Raw genomic sequence first — 14,492 nt, 5'->3', positions numbered from 1 at the left:
TCCAATGTTAATACTGAGTGATGAGGAGCCACCTTGGCGATCCCTACGGTAGATCCAGCACGCTACGACGAGCAGCTAGCTGATAAAAAAGCTTATGTAGAACGTACCTTTGCAGCGTTCGATACGCCGACGCTGGAGGTGTATCCCTCACCGCCTAGTCACTATCGCCAGCGCTGCGAGTTTCGTATTTGGCACGAAGAGGATGACCTGTTCTATGCCATGTTCGAGGTCGACACAGAGAACCCCAAGAACAAGCGAGTGGTGCGCCTGGACCAGTTCCCTGTGGCCAGCGCTCAGATCAACGAGCTGATGCCCAAGCTGCGGGAGGCCTTTCTCGCCAGCGATGAGCTGCGCCGCCGCCTGTTCCAGGTGGAGTTTTTAACCACGCTCTCCGGGGAAGCGCTGGTCACGCTGATTTATCACCGCCCGTTGGGCGATGCCTGGGAAGCCGAAGCCCGCGCTCTGGAAAAAGCCCTAGATATCATGATCATTGGCCGTTCGCGTAAGCAGCGTCTGGTACTGACCCAGGATCACATATGGGAGCGGCTCACGGTGGATGGCCGCACGCTGCACTACCAGCAGGTAGAAAATAGCTTTACCCAGCCCAACGCGCATATTTGCCAAACCATGCTGAGCTGGGCTAAAGAAGCCACGCAAGGCCGCCAAACAGAAGATCTGGTGGAACTATATTGCGGCAACGGCAACTTTACCATTGCGCTGGCTGAGAACTTCCGTCGCGTGCTGGCCACCGAGATTTCACGTACCTCCGTCGCTAGCGCCAACGTCAACCTTGAAGCCAATGGCGTGACCAATGCCCACGTGGCCCGCATGTCGGCGGAAGAGTTTGCACTGGCACTGAAAGGGGAAAAAGAGGGCCGCCGCGTGGCCGAGATGGCGCTGGACGAGTATGACTTTTCAACCGTGTTAGTCGACCCGCCCAGGGCCGGGCTAGATGAGCAAAGCTGCCAACAAATCAGCGAATACGCTCAAATCGTCTATATTTCATGCAACCCGGCCACGCTTGCCGAAAACTTAACGCTACTGACTAAGACCCACGATATTGAGCGTTTTGCGCTATTTGACCAGTTCCCGTTTACCCACCACTGTGAGTGTGGTGTGTTGCTGACCCGTCGGCAGCCACAAGTGGCCTCACAAAGCTGATACGCTGAACTTGTCAATAGTGCTTATGATGCACAAGCGGCATACTCCATGAATAACCTGTCAGTTGGTTAGGGTGGCGGTCCTGGGTAGCGTAAGCTAACAGGTAGAGTGGCCTAAAGGCCTATTGTCCTTCGTTTTTTTGGCCTATGTAGTGGCCCCAGGCAGTCGAGGTGATGGATGCATTACGTTGCGATCGAAGAGAGTCGGCGGGATCTTTTAAAGCAGCTACAAGAGCGATTGGAAGCGCGACTGGAGCCAGCACGGGCGGCCGCCATCGAAGCCTTTGCGCGCCACTTTTACGCCACGGTACCAGTGGAAGACCTAATAGACCGTCGGTTGGATGACCTTTACGGCGCGACGCTCTCCATCTGGCAGTTTTTACAGCACCATGACCCGCAAAGCCCCAAAGTGCGTATTTTTAACCCGGACTTTGAAGAGCATGGTTGGCAGTCGACCCACACCTTTGTGGCGGTGCTCCATGAAGATATGCCGTTTTTGGTCGACTCCGTGCGCATCGAACTCAACCGTCGCGGCCTAACGGTACACGCCATTCAAAACGCCGTGTTCGCCGTGGCCCGTGATAGCCAGCATCAGCTGAAGGCGCTCACCTCTCCCAAAGATGAGAATGCACCGGACGCCCGTGAATCGCTGATTGTGATCGAAGTCGATCGCCACACCGACGCTGAGTTCCTGGCAAAAATTGAGCGCAATCTGCATGAAGTGCTGCGCGATGTGCGTACCGCCGTGAGCGATTTCGATGCCATGTGCGGTCAGATTACTTCCGCCATTCAAGAGCTGGAAAAGAGCTGCCCACCGCAAATTGACCCGGATGACCACGAAGAAGCCATTGCCTTCCTAGAGTGGCTGTTGAAGGATAACTTCACCTTCCTGGGCTACGACGAGTACCTGCTGGACGGTAACGAGCTGCAGCGCGATCCTAACAGCGTGCTGGGCGTATTCCGCCTAGATCAGCCGCGCTACCGTGAGCGTATCCGTACCGAAGAGGGCATCGACGAGCACGACGACTACGTGCTGGTGCCGCAACTGCTCTCGTTCGCCAAAAGCGCGCACCACTCCCGCGTGCATCGCCCCACTTATCCAGACTACATCACCGTCGACCGCTACGACGATGACGGCAATGTGATCGGCGAGCGTCGTTTCTTTGGCTTGTTCACCGCCACGGTATACAACGAGTCGCCGCGCAATATTCCGCTGCTGCGCCGCAAGCTCAAGGCCGTGATGGATATCGCCGGCTTCAACCCCCAGGGCCACAACGGCAAGCAGCTGCTGCAGGTGTTGGAAGTCTACCCCCGCGATGATCTGTTCCAGATCAGCACGGAATCCTTGGCCAGCACCGCGTTGGGTATTCTCAATATTCGTGAACGCCGCCAGGTGCGCCTGTTTATCCGCGCCGATGTCAGCGGTAAGTTCTACTCCTGCCTGGTGTTTGTACCACGGGACGTGTTCTCTACCGACCTGCGCCAGCGCATTCAGGGTATGCTGTGTGATGAGTTGGATGCCCACTTTGGCGACTTCAATACCTACTTATCCGAGTCGGTGCTGGCGCGTATCCAGCTCATTCTACGTTTTAACGGCGATGCCCCCAGCCAGTACGACCTGAAGCGTTTGGAGAGCAAAGTCGCCCGCTTGGCGCGCAGCTGGCGCGACGAGCTGCAGGAAGCCATGGTCGAAGGTTTTGGTGAAGAGCGTGCTAACCATCTGATCGATCAGTTCCACGATGCGTTCTCCGCTAGTTACCGGGAAGACTTCAATGCCCGCACGGCGGTATTTGACGTTCACCACCTGTTAGCCTTGGATAGTGTCCATGACCTGTCGCTATCGCTCTACCGCCCGCTGGAAGAGCAGGCGGGCGGCATGAACCTGAAACTGTTCCACCGCGAATCGCAAATTCCGCTCTCTGATGTGTTGCCGATGATGGAAAATCTCGGCCTGCGCGTGATTGGCGAGCGCCCCTACGATATCAATGCGCCGCAGCAGCGCTATTGGATTCACGACTTTGAGCTGGAGCATAGCCGCGAAGGCGTCAACCTGAGCGAAATGCGCGACACCTTCAGCGAAGCGTTCAAGCGCATTTGGGCAGGCGAGGCCGATAATGACGCCTTTAACCGTCTGATTATCAGTGCTGGCCTGGACTGGCGTGAAGTGGCTATGTTGCGCGGCTATGCCCGCTATTTGAAACAGATCCGCTTCGGCATGTCCCAGGACTACATCGCTGCAACGCTGGCCAACTATCCGGCCATCACCCAAACCCTGGTTGAGCTGTTCCGCTTACGTTTCGACCCGGCCCAACAGCCCAGTAACCTAGACGACTGCTTAGCACGCCTTAACGAGCACCTGGAAGGCGTTGCCAGCCTCAATGACGACCAGCTGCTGCGCCGTTTCATGGAGCTGATCCAGGCCACGCTGCGCACCAACTATTACCAGAAAACTGGCGATGGCCGCTTCAAGGATTACATTGCCTACAAGCTTGAACCGTCAAAAGTGACCGGTATGCCCAAGCCGCGTCCGGCCTACGAGATTTTCGTCTGCTCGCCGCGTGTCGAAGGCGTTCACCTGCGCGGTGGCAAAGTGGCGCGTGGCGGCCTGCGCTGGTCGGACCGTCTTGAAGATTTCCGTACCGAAGTGCTGGGCCTCGTTAAAGCGCAGCAGGTGAAAAACGCGGTAATCGTGCCCGTTGGTGCGAAAGGCGGCTTTGTGTGCAAACGCATGCCGGAAAACGCCGACCGCGAAACCCAGCAGAAAGAAGGCATCGCGTGCTACCAAATCTTCATTCGCGCGCTGCTGGATGTCACCGATAATCTCGTGGGTGGCGAGGTGGTACCGCCGCAAAACGTGGTGCGTCACGATGAAGATGACACCTACTTAGTGGTTGCCGCAGATAAAGGCACCGCTACTTTCTCGGACATCGCCAACGCAATTTCCATTGAGTATGGCCACTGGCTGGGGGATGCGTTCGCCTCTGGTGGCGCCAATGGCTACGACCACAAGAAAATGGGGATCACCGCACGGGGCGCCTGGGAGTCGGTCAAGCGCCACTTCCGCAACCTGGGCGTGAACACCCAGCAGGACCTGTTTACCGTGGTGGGTATCGGTGACATGGCGGGGGACGTGTTCGGTAACGGTATGCTCCTTTCCGATAAGATCCAATTGGTGGGCGCCTTCAACCACCTGCACATCTTCGTCGACCCGAACCCGGATGCCGCAGCGGCCTTTGCCGAGCGCAAGCGCCTGTTCAATCTGCCGCGCTCCAGCTGGGAAGATTACAGCAGCGAACTGATCTCCCAGGGGGGTGGGGTGTTCAGCCGCAGCGCCAAGTCGATCACCATCACGCCGGAAATGCAGCAGGTGTTTGGTATCGAAGAAACGCGCTTGTCTCCTAACGATCTGATTCGCGCCATGCTCAAGGCGAAGGTGGATCTGATTTGGAACGGCGGTATCGGCACCTATGTGAAAAGCTCAGAAGAGACCGATGCGGACGTGGGCGATAAAGCCAACGATGCGCTGCGCATCAACGGTAAAGAGCTGAACTGCCGCGTGGTCGGCGAGGGCGGTAACCTGGGCCTGACCCAGCGTGGCCGGATGGAAGCCGCCGCCAACGGCGTGCGCGTCTACACCGACTTTATCGACAACGCGGGCGGCGTGAACTGCTCGGATCACGAGGTCAACATCAAAATCTTGATCGATGAAGTGGTCAAGCGTGGCGATATGACCGACAAGCAGCGTAACCAACTGCTGGCCGACATGACCGAAGAGGTCGCCGACCTAGTGATTCTGGATAACTACCGCCAGACCCAGGCGCTGGATCTGTCGGAGATTCTGTCTCACCAGGGCATGGGGCCGTACCGTCGCTTCATCAGCGAGCTGGAGTCCGCCGGTCAAATCGACCGCGAGCTTGAATTCCTGCCTGCCGATGACGTTCTGAAAGAGCGTGCCAGCAACAACCAGGGCATGCGCCTGCCGGAGCTGTCGGTACTAATCTCCTACGCCAAGAGCACCCTGAAGGGCGACTTGATCAACTCTGACGTGCCGGACGATCTCTATATTCACCGTCATCTGGAGCGCTTGTTCCCCGCCGTGCTCACCGAGCGCTATCAAACCGAGATGTATGACCACCGCCTGAAGAGGGAAATCGTGGCAACGCAGGTGGCTAACGACCTCGTTGATCACATGGGCATTGTGTTCGTACGCCGCTTGATGGACTCGACCGGTGCTGGCCGAGCCGACATTGCCCGCGCTTACGTCGTCGCCCGGGATGCCTTCAACCTGACCGATTTATGGGCGCAGATTGAAGCACTGGATAACCAAGTGCCCAGCCGTGTGCAGTACTCCATGATGCTGGACCTGATGCGCATGATTCGCCGTGCAACACGCTGGTTCCTGCGTCAGCACCTGGGGCTTTCGACCCAGGACACCATTGAGTACTTCGGTCCGCGCTTAGCGCAGCTGCAGGAGAGCATTGGCGAGTTGCTGAGCGGTGAAGAGCAGGTCGCATGGCGCAAGCGCTGCGACGAGCTGCAAGCCGCTGGTGTGCCAGAAGCATTGACTGCTACCGTGGCAGCGGCACCGAGCCTCTACGCTGGCCTGGGCATTATTCAAGCGGCCCGCATCACCAACGAGAAACCCCAGCGGGTAGCCGAGGTGTTCTACGAAATCGGCAGCCGCCTGGAGCTACCCTGGATGATTCAGCAGGTCACGCACCTTGAGGTGCGCGACTCCTGGCAGGCGCAGGCGCGGGAAACCTTCCGCGATGATATCGACCGCCAGCAGCTAGCGCTGACGACAAGCGTCTTGAAGCTGGAGGCGGGCGGCCGCGACACCCAGGAGCGGGTGGCCCAGTGGTTGGAGCAGCACGCCGAGCTACACCGCCGCTGGTGCCGCTTGATCGACGAAGTGCGTGGCGGAAGCGAAGGCGGATTCGCGCTGTTTGCCGTCGCGGTTCGTGAGTTGGTGGATTTAGCGGAGAGCGATAGCAAAGCATAAGCCCTTACGGGTTCTATGAGAAAAGCTACGTTCTAACGAAAAGCCGCGCTCTGGGAGACCAGGACGCGGCTTTTTTCATTCTGCGAAGAGGGGGCGATGTGCGTTATACTGCGCCCGCCCCGCACTTCGCCCACCGCTCAGGAGAGTCTTGCTGATGTACCCAATTGCCCGCTCGCTGCTATTCCGCCTGGACCCCGAAACTACCCATAGCATGGCGCTGAACGCGCTTGACGCGCTGCATAAGGTGGGCGGCATTAAGCGTGTGTATGGCGAGCCGGTGAGTGATCCTGTCGAACTCATGGGGTTGCGCTTTCCTAACCGGGTCGGGCTTGCCGCCGGGCTGGACAAAAACGCCGACCACCTTGATGCGCTGGGCGAGCTGGGGTTTGGCTTTGTAGAAGTGGGCACCGTGACCCCTAAAGCACAGCCGGGTAACCCCAAACCGCGCCTGTTTCGGCTAGTTGGGCATGAGGCGATCATCAACCGCTTTGGGTTCAACAACAAAGGGGTGGCGCATCTTGTTGCCCAGGTTAAAAAGCGTCACTACAACGGCATTGTGGGTATCAATATCGGCAAGAACTTAACCACCTCGGTTGAGCATGCGCTGGATGATTATCTGGCCTGCCTCAACGCGGTACACGGCGTGGCGGACTACATTGCGGTGAATATCTCATCACCCAATACGCCGGGGCTGCGTACGCTGCAGTTTGGCGAACAGTTAGATGCTCTTTTGGGACCCATTCGCGCTAAAAGCCGCGAGCTGGATGCCCAAGCAGGCCGCAACGTGCCGTTGCTGGTGAAAATTGCCCCAGACATAAGCGAAGAGGAAGTGGCATTAGTGGCAGGCAGCATTGCCCGTAACGAGCTAGATGGCGTGATTGCCACCAATACCACCGTTTCCCGGGACGCGGTCAGTGATGACCCCCAGGCTCAAGAAGCGGGTGGGCTTTCTGGCAAGCCGGTGTTTGAGGCGTCCAACACGGTGATTCGTCTGCTGCGCGCCCATCTCCCCACGCTGCCAATTATTGGTGTGGGCGGTATTGATAGCGGTGAAGCGGCAAAGGCGAAAATGGCCGCTGGTGCGGACTTAGTACAGCTCTATTCAGGCTTGATTTACCAAGGCCCAGCGCTGGTACAGCAGTGTGCGAAAGCGCTCAAGCAGGGTGAATGAAGCGGCCACCGCTGGGGCATTAAAAAGCCCGCTTGGCAGCGGGCTCCGTTCTCCAAATGTATGTATAAAAGGTAAATAAACTAGGTCATAACCATGGGGTTTTTATGAATACCGGAAACGCCGGTCATTCCATCCCACTGGTCGCCGCGACCTTCACGCCAACCACTCATCCAATACTCGCGTAAATTGACATCTTGACTGGGACAATCATCACGGGAGCGACCCGTAATGCCCGCTTTATAGCCGTGAACATAAGCCCGTTGGAAGCGATCACGTTTTTGTCGTTTCATTGGCTAACCTCTTTGCATGAAAGCCTTTGATAAGAAGTGGGTCACAAGGCAACGTAGTAACAGCAGGCCCATAGGCATGCTTTACCCAGATTGCCAACACCACTTCGAGAAGTGACTTCAAGTTCAAGAGTGAGCTGCTGCCTCAGCGCTAATGCCTAGCACTCACGTGCAGAACGGAAGAAGCGGCAAACTCAAACAAGCCATGGGTCGTTACCGGTGTTATGAAACATGCACAATAATGACCCTGACAAGCAACACATGCGTTTTTAGTAGCTACCCTCTTATTGTTAGACCATGATGGGGTCACTTGTCGACCATCAAATTGTCATAAGACATACATTCATTTGCCATATACAGGAATATCGCGCGGTTACGCGCGGCGATCACCATGACCGAGCTGAGCCAAACTGCCCCCCTAAACCTCCTGGCGACCTGCCCTAAAGGCATTGAAGGCTTGCTGGCGGACGAACTCACGGCCCTGGGCGCCGAACCGGGTAAAACCACTGTGGCGGGTGTCTATTTTTCTGCCGACCAAGCCACCGCCTATCGGGTATGTTTGTGGTCTCGCTTAGCAAACCGCGTGATTTTGCTACTGGCGCGTGAAGCGATGATAGAGACCGCAGAGCAGGTGCGCGATGTGGTTGCACGCATCTCCTGGAGCCAGCACCTTGTCCCCGGTAAGACGCTGGCCGTGGATTTTCATGGCCGCAGCGACCACATTCGCCACACGCGGTTTGGCGCACAAACGGTGAAAGATGGCGTGGTGGATGCGCTACAGCTGGCCGGTCAAGAACGGCCCAATGTCGATACCAAAACCCCCGACCTGCGCATTTACGCCCACCTGCACCGGGCCAACCTGAGCCTAGGGATCGATCTCTCTGGCGAGAGCCTGCACCGCCGTGGCTACCGCCGCGATGTGGGCCACGCGCCGCTTAAAGAGAACCTAGCGGCAGCACTGCTGGTGCGGGCCGGCTGGCCAGAGCGGGCCAAAGCGGGGGAGCCACTGATTGACCCGCTGTGCGGTGCGGGTACGCTGCTGATTGAGGCGGCGCTGATGGCAGCTGACCAAGCCCCTAACCTGAACCGCGAGCGGTTTGGCTTTCACGGCTGGGCAGGCCATCAAGAGGCCGTATGGAGTGAATTAAAACGCGAAGCTGAAGCACGCGCCTCGATTGGCCGCAAACGCTGCAAAACGGAACTGATGGGCTTTGATCAAAGCCCGGCAGCGCTGACCGCCGCGAAATCTAACGCCATGCGGGCGGGCATTCCTGCGCTGATAACGCTCCACGGCCAGAGCCTTGCTCAACTAACCCGGCCAGAGACCCTGACCGCCGAGCAGGGGCTATTGATCACCAATCCGCCCTACGGCGAGCGCTTGGGCGAGCTGCCTGAGCTGGTGCAGCTTTACGCCCAGCTCGGTGAAAAAGCTAAGGCGCTGTTCCCCGGTTGGACGCTAGCGATGTTTACTGGCAACCCGGATCTTGGCCACCGCTTAGGCCTGCGTGCCCATAAACAGTACGCGCTAAAAAACGGCGCGCTGGATGCCAAACTGCTGTTAATGGAGATTGGCAGTGTTCGTCCTGCGCCTCAGCAAAGCGGTGAGCCGTCAGAAGCGGGCGTGGCGCCCCAGGCAAGCAGCACTGCAAAACCGGCGGTGTCGGAAAATGCGCAGATGTTTGCCAATCGTCTAGCGAAAAACCAGAAACGCCTGAAAAAGTGGCTGAAGCAGAGCGGTGAGACCTGCTACCGCATTTACGATGCCGATATGCCGGAGTACGCGCTGGCGGTAGATCGTTACGGCGACCGCGTGCATGTGCAGGAGTACGCCGCGCCCAGCTCTATTAACCCGGCGCAGGCGCAAAAACGGCTGTTCGATGCCCTGGAAGTGCTGCCCGAGGCGTTGGGTGTCGACCCTAGTAAGATTTATGTCAAACGCCGCGAGCGGCAAGCCGGTGCGGCCCAGTACCAAAAGCGCGAAGCCAGCGGCGAGCGTTTTGAAGTGCAGGAGGGCAGCGCTCGGCTATGGGTCAACCTGCGCGATTATCTGGATACTGGCCTGTTTCTGGACCACCGTCCGGTACGTCGGATGCTCGGCGAGATGGCCAGCGGTAAGCGCTTTCTCAACCTGTTCTGCTATACCGCGACGGCCACTGTGCAAGCCGCGCTGGGCGGGGCCAGCGATAGCGTTAGCGTGGATATGTCCAACACCTACCTGGAGTGGGCGCGGGACAACTTTGCGCTCAACAAGCTCGACCCAAGGCTGCACCGTGTGGTGCGTGATGACTGCTTCCGCTGGCTGGAAACCGCCAACGCGCAGTTTGATCTGATCTTTATGGACCCGCCGACCTTCTCAAACTCGAAGAAGATGCGCGACACGCTGGATGTGCAGCGCGACCACCCGCGCTTAGTGGAACTGGCCATGGCACGCCTGGCCCCTGGCGGTACGCTGGTGTTCTCCAACAACCAGCGGCGCTTTAAGCTGGATGAAGCGCTGAGCGAGCGCTACGCGGTAGAGGAGATCACCACGCGCACCTTCGATCCAGATTTCCAGCGGCGCACCAATCTGCATCACGTGTTTTTGCTGCACCACTCGTCATGATCCACTCCTCCTGAGCCGATAAAGAGCAAGGGCGATGATTGAACTATCGATTTATACGACGCTGGGGTGCCATTTGTGCGCCCAGCTAGAGGCGCTGGTGGCCACTCTGGCCAACCAAGAGGTGAGGCTGCATCACATCGAGATCAGCGACGACGACGCACTGGTGGAGCAATACGGCACGCGGATTCCGGTGTTGGTGGATGCCAACGGCGTTGAGCTGGATCGCGGCTTCGATGTGGCGCGTTTAAGCCACTGGTTGAACGAGCGGGGCTGGTTGGATGAGGCGGCACTTGCCGCGCTCACCACGCCGCCGGAACAAGCGCCCCCCGTGGGGGTGCATCAGCGCAATGGACGGCGCTTCTTAGGTTAACGAAACGGGCGAATCTGGCTAACAGGTGATGCGTCAGAGTGCGTCTAATAGCGACAGCTGGCGCATCGCTTCCTGGCCTGCCGGTGTGTGGTCGGCGGCTTCCAGCACCTTGCGGAATCCGCGGGAGGATTGAATCGTTGCTTCATCCTCCAGCCACATCTGTGCTTGCTCCAGGCTATCCGCTAACTGGTGCTTCAATCCGCCAAACTGGGTGCCTATTTGTCCCCAGGCGCGGCTGAAAATCCAGTCGCCGAACATATCCTGGTGAATATGCACCAACACATAGTCATGGTCGGTTTCCCAGCGTACGATCACACCCATCTCCTTAACGACTTCTTGATCATGCCTGCACAGCAAGCCATTGCGGGCGTATTGTAAAGCCCGGATACCAAAACGCCTATGAAACTTGTTATCGACGCTAATATCCCCGCCGCCGACGCCTGTTTTGGGGGCGTGGGTACGTTGCACCGCTTGCCGGGCCGCGAGATCCGAGCGGCTGACCTGCAAAATGCCGATGCGCTGATCGTGCGCTCCATCACTCAAGTGAATCGCGCGTTACTTACCGATAGCCCGGTGCGCTTTGTGGGCACCTGCACCATTGGCACCGACCACATTGATCTCGATTATCTCAAAGAGCGCAATATTGGCTTTGCCAGCGCGCCGGGGTGCAATGCGGAGGCGGTGGTCGATTATGTGCTTAGCAGCCTGCTGACGGTGAGCGAGCGAGAAGGGTGGCCGCTGCTGGAGCGAACCGTGGGGATTGTTGGGGCAGGCAATGTGGGTAGCCGTTTGCAGCGTCGCCTACAGGCGCTCGGCGTTGCGGTACGGGTGTGTGACCCTCCCAGGGCGGAACAAGAGGGCGCAAGCGGCTTTGTGTCACTCGATAAACTGATTGATGAGTGCGACGTGATTTGCCTGCACACCCCGCTGGTGAAGGCTGGCCCTCACGCCACCTACCAACTGCTGAACGCCCAACGCATCAACGAGCTGGCCCCTGGTACGCTGCTGCTAAACGCTGGGCGTGGCGACTGCATTGATGGCCTAGCGCTGCGCAGTCGTTTGGCAGGGAAGGGTGATATCACCGCCGTGTTAGACGTTTGGGAAGACGAGCCGGACATTGATGCAGGGCTGCGTGATTTGGTCGCTTTAGCAACGCCACATATTGCCGGACATAGTCTGGATGGCAAGCTGCGCGGCACCTGGATGATTCAGCAAGCGTTGGCAGCGCAGTTAAACCAGCCCAGCGGTATGCCGTTTAGCGAGCTCTGCCCGCCGCCAGCCCTGGCCACGCTAACGTTGCAGAGCGCACTGCCGGTGGAAGAGGCACTTCGGCTGTGTGTTCGGGCCGTGTATGACGTGCGCCACGACCACGATGCCTTGCAGCGTCAGGTGACGCACCAGGGGATTGCCAAGGGCTTTGATAGCTGCCGCGCCAACTACCCGCTGCGCCGCGAGTTCGCCACGCTCACCGTCTTTCTGGAAAACGACGCTGTGTCATTGCAGCCGTCGCTTCAGGCGGCAGGCTTTCAGGTGCGCTGCGGCTAACACGCATTATTGGTTTACCTAAACGCACAAGGCCCGCATTGGCGGGCCTTGGCGTATCTTATTGAGCGTTCACAGCTTACTGACGGTAAGCGGCTTCTTTTAGGGCGCGAATACGGTCATCCAGCGGCGGGTGGCTGGCGAACAGCTGCTCGACCAGCGAGCGGGTCTGGCCTTTGGTGATGGCCATCGCACGCAGGGTGTCCGGCATTTGGTCGGGCATCTCGGTTTCGGCCTTCAAACGTGCCAGGGCGTTGACCATCGCACCGGTGCCTGCCAAGCGGGCACCCGCTTCATCAGCCCGGTACTCGCGGTAGCGAGAGAACCAAGCCACAATCGCGGAAGCGACGATGCCAAAGACGATTTCTGCCACCATCACCACTGCAAAATAGCCCATAAAGCCCAGGCCACCTTCGCCGTCGCTGCGGCTTTTCAGGAAGCTATCGACCAAGTGGGCGACAATGCGGGCGAAGAACATCACGAAGGTATTCACCACGCCCTGAATCAGCGCCAACGTCACCATGTCGCCGTTAGCCACGTGGCCAATTTCGTGCGCCAGCACCGCGCGAACTTCTTCAGGACGCATGCGGTTGAGCAAGCCCGCCGATACCGCTACCAGGGCATCGTTTTTATTCCAGCCGGTGGCAAAGGCGTTGGACTGCTGGGCGGGGAAAATGCCCACTTCCGGCGTCTTAATGCCCGCTTCGCGGGAAAGCTCGGCCACGGTGTCTACCAGCCACTGTTCGGTGGCGTTCGACGGGGTTTCGATAACCACCGTGCCGGTTGAGCGCTTCGCCATCCATTTGGAGATAAACAGCGAGACCAGTGAGCCTGCCATACCAAACACAAAGCAGAAGATCAGTAGGCTGGTGAAGTTAATGCCTTGGCTGTTGAGATAGCTCTCAACGCCAAACAGGCGCAGGGTAATGCTGGCGACCAGCAACACCGCTAAGTTAGTGGCTAAAAACAGCACGATTCGCATCATGGGTTAAGATCTCCCTCAAGGTCATAACAAGTGTTAATAGAATGATGGCTTAGATACGTGCTTTTCATATCAGTTTCAAGTCGCTGGTTGTGTGCCTATCACTGATGTCGATAACTACTGGCGATAGCGAGACAAGAAATTGGCAAAGCGGTCAAGCGCGTCACCGAGCTGGTCGGCCCAGGGCAGCGTGACAATGCGCACGTGATCGGGTTCTGGCCAGTTAAAGGCGGTGCCCTGTACCAGAAGTATTTTTTCCTGCAACAGCAGATCCAGCACCAGCTGTTGGTCATCTTTGATGTTGAATACTTTGGGGTCTAAACGTGGGAAGGCGTAGAGAGCGCCTTTGGGCGTTACACAGGAGACCCCAGGAATTGCGTTGAGCTTCTCAACGGTAATGTCGCGCTGGGCCAGCAAACGCCCGCCTGGCAGAATTAAATCGTTGATCGACTGATAACCGCCTAGCGCCGTTTGAATGGCGTGCTGGGCAGGAACGTTGGCGCATAGCCGCATTGAGGCCAGCATAGTAAGGCCTTGAATGAAGTCCTGCGCCCGCTGTTTGGCCAATGTGCCGGAAATGCTCATCCAGCCAGAGCGAAAGCCCGCGCAGCGGTAGCTTTTAGACAGCCCGTTCATGGTGATCACCAGCTGGTCATCATCGGCCAGCGCGCCGGTAGAGGTGTGCTCAACGCCGTCATAGAGAATCTTGTCGTAGATCTCATCGGAGAACACCACCAGATTGTGCTCTTGGGCAATATCCAACACTTCCCGCACCACTTCCGGCGGGTAGACCGCACCGGTGGGGTTATTGGGGTTGATAATCACAATGGCGCGGGTGCGGCTGGTGACTTTTGCGCGAATATCGGCGATATCCGGTGCCCAGTCGGCTTGCTCGTCGCACAGATAATGCACGCCGTGGCCGCCGGAAAGGTGGGCGGCTGCTGTCCAGAGCGGGTAATCCGGCGCGGGGATCAGCACTTCGTCGCCATCGTTCAACAGCGCCTGCATGGCCATGACGATTAGCTCAGAAACGCCATTACCAATATAGATATCTTCGATACCCACCCCAGGAATCTGCTTACGTTGGCACTCCTGCATAATCGCCTTGCGGGCGGAGTAGAGGCCTTTGGAATCACAGTAGCCCTGGGCGGTGGGCAGGTTGCGCATCACGTCCTGCAAAATCTCTTCCGGCGCTTCGAAGCCAAACGGTGCCGGGTTGCCAATGTTGAGCTTCAAGATTCGCTGGCCTTCCTCTTCCAGGCGCTTGGCGTGGTCGAGTACCGGGCCGCGAATGTCGTAGCAAACGTTGTGCAGTTTGTGTGATTTTTTCAGCGTGTGTGATTCTCTAGGCTGCGGGGTGTCCATGGGGTGCGTTA

General features: G+C 57.9%; 10 protein-coding genes. 6 read left to right on the top strand and 4 right to left on the bottom strand.

The window, feature by feature from the left end; translation table 11 throughout:
• The first annotated feature begins 33 nt into the window (after positions 1 to 33).
• The 3 genes from trmA (at position 34) to NH344_RS00585 (ending at position 7,333) form a co-directional block, all read left to right on the top strand.
• Entirely contained in the window at positions 34 to 1,161 is a 1,128-nt protein-coding gene (gene trmA, locus NH344_RS00595) for a tRNA (uridine(54)-C5)-methyltransferase TrmA (RefSeq protein ID WP_044627791.1), read from the top strand.
• Positions 1,162 to 1,338: 177 nt separating this feature from the next.
• Positions 1,339 to 6,162 carry an NAD-glutamate dehydrogenase gene (locus NH344_RS00590; RefSeq protein WP_044627790.1) on the top strand — a complete coding sequence of 1,608 codons (4,824 nt, stop codon included), beginning with the start codon at positions 1,339 to 1,341 and terminating at the stop codon, positions 6,160 to 6,162.
• 154 nt (positions 6,163 to 6,316) lie between these two features.
• Positions 6,317 to 7,333 carry a quinone-dependent dihydroorotate dehydrogenase gene (locus NH344_RS00585; protein ID WP_044627789.1) on the top strand — a complete coding sequence of 339 codons (1,017 nt, stop codon included), beginning with the start codon at positions 6,317 to 6,319 and terminating at the stop codon, positions 7,331 to 7,333.
• Between the two features lie 80 nt (positions 7,334 to 7,413).
• Here NH344_RS00585 and rmf read toward each other — a convergent pair whose 3' ends face one another.
• Positions 7,414 to 7,623 carry a ribosome modulation factor gene (gene rmf / locus NH344_RS00580; protein WP_009722578.1) on the bottom strand — a complete coding sequence of 70 codons (210 nt, stop codon included), beginning with the start codon at positions 7,621 to 7,623 and terminating at the stop codon, positions 7,414 to 7,416.
• Positions 7,624 to 8,011: 388 nt separating this feature from the next.
• Here rmf and rlmKL point away from each other — a divergent pair, with 388 nt between their 5' ends.
• Together rlmKL and NH344_RS00570 are read left to right on the top strand one after the other, a co-directional pair.
• Positions 8,012 to 10,222, top strand: a complete 2,211-nt coding sequence (rlmKL, locus tag NH344_RS00575; RefSeq protein WP_253027375.1) for a bifunctional 23S rRNA (guanine(2069)-N(7))-methyltransferase RlmK/23S rRNA (guanine(2445)-N(2))-methyltransferase RlmL — start codon at positions 8,012 to 8,014, stop codon at positions 10,220 to 10,222.
• A gap of 34 nt (positions 10,223 to 10,256) precedes the next feature.
• Entirely contained in the window at positions 10,257 to 10,592 is a 336-nt protein-coding gene (locus tag NH344_RS00570) for a glutaredoxin family protein (RefSeq protein WP_044627787.1), read from the top strand.
• A 33-nt stretch (positions 10,593 to 10,625) separates the two neighbouring features.
• Here the strand turns inward: NH344_RS00570 and NH344_RS00565 are convergent, their stop codons facing one another.
• Entirely contained in the window at positions 10,626 to 10,907 is a 282-nt protein-coding gene (locus tag NH344_RS00565; RefSeq protein WP_058576952.1) for a WGR domain-containing protein, read from the bottom strand.
• 84 nt (positions 10,908 to 10,991) lie between these two features.
• Between NH344_RS00565 and pdxB the strand changes: the two genes are divergently transcribed.
• The gene (gene pdxB / locus NH344_RS00560; RefSeq protein ID WP_253027373.1) at positions 10,992 to 12,137 is read left to right on the top strand and encodes a 4-phosphoerythronate dehydrogenase PdxB; all 1,146 of its coding nucleotides are present in this window, start codon (positions 10,992 to 10,994) and stop codon (positions 12,135 to 12,137) included.
• A 76-nt stretch (positions 12,138 to 12,213) separates the two neighbouring features.
• Here pdxB and htpX read toward each other — a convergent pair whose 3' ends face one another.
• Positions 12,214 to 13,119, bottom strand: coding sequence for a protease HtpX (gene htpX, locus NH344_RS00555; protein WP_062359277.1), 906 nt, complete (start codon positions 13,117 to 13,119; stop codon positions 12,214 to 12,216).
• Between the two features lie 114 nt (positions 13,120 to 13,233).
• The gene (locus NH344_RS00550) at positions 13,234 to 14,481 is read right to left on the bottom strand and encodes a pyridoxal phosphate-dependent aminotransferase (protein WP_062359276.1); all 1,248 of its coding nucleotides are present in this window, start codon (positions 14,479 to 14,481) and stop codon (positions 13,234 to 13,236) included.
• Between the last annotated feature and the right edge of the window lie 11 nt (positions 14,482 to 14,492).

Origin of the sequence: Halomonas sp. Ps84H-12 (assembly GCF_024124725.1) — a bacterium.
GTDB classification, from domain to species: domain Bacteria; phylum Pseudomonadota; class Gammaproteobacteria; order Pseudomonadales; family Halomonadaceae; genus Vreelandella; species Vreelandella aquamarina.
The sequence above is the reverse complement of the archived record's forward strand: the minus strand, read 5'-3'. Positions and strand labels throughout refer to the sequence as shown.